Source organism: Pyramidobacter sp. C12-8 (genome assembly GCF_002007215.1).
Taxonomy (GTDB): domain Bacteria; phylum Synergistota; class Synergistia; order Synergistales; family Dethiosulfovibrionaceae; genus Pyramidobacter.
Window position 1 is genome coordinate 1 of record NZ_MUHX01000056.1, and the last position, 2,308, is coordinate 2,308.

The 2,308-nt window shown below is 55.2% G+C and carries 2 protein-coding genes and 3 tRNA genes; 1 reads left to right on the forward strand and 4 read right to left on the reverse strand.

All coding sequences use genetic code 11. From position 1 onward, the window contains the following. Nucleotides 1-385 precede the first annotated feature (385 nt). The 4 genes from tadA to B0D78_RS12020 form a co-directional block, all read right to left on the reverse strand. Nucleotides 386-865 carry a tRNA adenosine(34) deaminase TadA gene (gene tadA, locus B0D78_RS12005; RefSeq protein ID WP_168170132.1) on the reverse strand — a complete coding sequence of 160 codons (480 nt, stop codon included), beginning with the start codon at nucleotides 863-865 and terminating at the stop codon, nucleotides 386-388. Between the two features lie 70 nt (nucleotides 866-935). After that, nucleotides 936-1,012, reverse strand: a tRNA-Arg gene (locus B0D78_RS12010). A 40-nt stretch (nucleotides 1,013-1,052) separates the two neighbouring features. Beyond that, a tRNA-Arg gene (locus B0D78_RS12015) sits at nucleotides 1,053-1,129 on the reverse strand. Between the two features lie 18 nt (nucleotides 1,130-1,147). After that, nucleotides 1,148-1,237 (reverse strand) — tRNA-Ser (locus tag B0D78_RS12020). A gap of 135 nt (nucleotides 1,238-1,372) precedes the next feature. Here B0D78_RS12020 and B0D78_RS12025 point away from each other — a divergent pair. Further along, on the forward strand, nucleotides 1,373-2,263 hold the full coding sequence (locus tag B0D78_RS12025) for an ISNCY family transposase (RefSeq protein WP_078016985.1): 891 nt from the start codon (nucleotides 1,373-1,375) through the stop codon (nucleotides 2,261-2,263). The last annotated feature ends 45 nt before the right edge of the window (nucleotides 2,264-2,308 follow it).

Consider the following 2,308-nt stretch of genomic DNA (forward strand, 5'->3'; position numbering starts at 1 on the left):
AAAAATTTAACGGAAAATCTCCTGCAGAGATCTTTATCAACCTGTATGGCGAGGATGTATTGCATTTACTCGGACTCGAACTTATTCCGCCACAGGATATCTGTTTAAAGCGGACTCTTCTCGCCGGTAAATAACGGCTCCTTTTTAATTTCTTGATTGCATTAACTCTGAACTGAAAATTTTGCTTTCAGTTGAGGATCACTTTTGTATGCACTTTTTTCGGACAATTTCCTCGTAACAGCTTTTCATCCCCTTGAATTTGTTCCGTTAGCGCAATCTTGATCGTTATTATGTGTTCGTAATGACTGCTTGCTGCTTTTGTCCTGTCAAAGTAAATGCAACCCCGTCGCATTTACTTTGACGAGGTTGCATTTACTCTGAAAATTTACCGACCGAATTTGCGGTTTTTCTCACGGCAGGCCTGAAAGAAATCCTGAAGGAGCGCGCGGCATTCCTGTTCCATTACGCCGGGGACGACCTGCAGACGATGAAAAAGGCGCGTGTCGCGCGTTAAATCGTAGAGGGTGCCGCAGGCGCCGGCTTTCGGATCGGTACAGCCATAGACGAGACGCGAAACGCGCGCCTGAACGAGCGCCCCGGCGCACATGGGACAGGGTTCGAGCGTCACGTAGAGGGAACAGCCGCTCAGGTTCCAAGCGCCCAGATTTTGTGCGGCGTTTCGCAGAGCGACTATCTCGGCATGCGCGGTGGGGTCATGTTCAACCCGGCGCCGATTGCGCCCCCTGCCGACGATCTCTCCGCAAGGATCCACCACGAGCGCGCCCACGGGGATGTCGCCTTCGCGCGCCGCCTGAAGCCCCAGTTCGAGGGCAAGATTCATGTATTCCTGATCGCGTGTGAGCATGAGAGGTCTCCGTTCGCACAATGCCAAACAGGGGAGCTCCTCACGAAGCTCCCCTGGCTCTTCTCCAAGATGGCGCGCCATGCAGGATTCGAACCCACGACCTCCTGGTCCGTAGCCAGACGCTCTATCCAGCTGAGCTAATGGCGCGCAAAAAAACACCGCACGACTGAGGGCCTAAACAAAAAACTGGCGCGCCATGCAGGATTCGAACCCACGACCTTCTGGTCCGTAGCCAGACGCTCTATCCAGCTGGGCTAATGGCGCGCATCGTTATTTTTAAGATGGCGGAGAGAGAGGGATTTGAACCCTCGAACCCGAAACCGGGTTACACACTTAGCAGGCGTGCGCCTTCGGCCACTCGGCCATCTCTCCGTCCTCAATCGAACAGGTCACATTCTAACGCGGCGGACCACTCCTGTCAAGCGGAAAATCGCCTCCTGTCGTTGTTCAGTGATAAAGTCACCCATAACTGTTCCAAGAAAATGTCACTCTGAGATAATACCGTTCATGAAACAGGAGCGAATGACATTGTCACAAAAGGAACTGGATCGTATCAGGATTATCGGAGCGCTTGTCGAGGGACGCATGACGAACAGGGAGGCGGCGGAGAAGCTGGGGCTCTGTCAACGGCAAATCATCAGGATCAAGAAGAGGTTCGTCGCTCAAGGGGCGGCGGGGCTTGTTCATGGCAACCGCGGCAGAACGTCTCGGCGCAGGATCGGAGATGAGGTTAGGGAGTCGGTGCTGAAGGCGTATGAGGAGGTCTATTACGATTTCAACTTCTCTCACTTTGCGGAATGCCTGAACGAACGGGAGGGGATCGGGATCAGCCGTTCGAGTGTCGTCCGCATTCTGAAGGACGAGGGGATCAGGAGCAAGAAGAGTGTGCGGCGGCGGCCGAAGCTTCACCGTTCCCGACCGCGGAAGGTGGCCGCGGGGATGTTGTGGCAGACTGACGCCACGTCGTTTGAATGGTTTGGCAGGGGGAACGGGCGCGCGACGCTGCACGCTTATATTGACGATGCGACGGGGATCGTGACTGGCGCCTGTTTCACTGAGAACGAATGTATGGCGGGCTATGTCGCCGCGCTGGGGATGGGGATCGAGGGGTATGGGCTGCCGATGGCGATTTACAGCGACCGGCATACGATTTTCCGCTCTCCAAAGGCACGGGCGCAGGATGATGAGGATCGGATCGAAGGGAATGAAAGAAATGAAGGGAATGAAAGGAATAAAGGAAATGAAGGGAATGAGGCGGGGAAGGGGGAGCCGTTAAGTTGTTTCGGACGGGGGCTGAAGGATCTTGGGATCGGGCAGATCTTTGCCTTGACGCCGGAGGCGAAGGGGCGTGTCGAACGTCTTTGGAACACGATGCAGGACAGGCTGCCGGGGAGCTGAGGCTGCTTGGCGTCTCGGATATCACGGCGGCCAACGAGGTTTTGC

What these genes read in the sequence shown, in the direction of transcription:
- tadA (WP_168170132.1), bottom strand. Translation starts at nt 865, where the DNA reads ATGCTCACACGCGATCAGGAATACATGAATCTTGCCCTCGAACTGGGG.
- B0D78_RS12025 (WP_078016985.1), top strand. Translation starts at nt 1,373, where the DNA reads ATGAAACAGGAGCGAATGACATTGTCACAAAAGGAACTGGATCGTATC.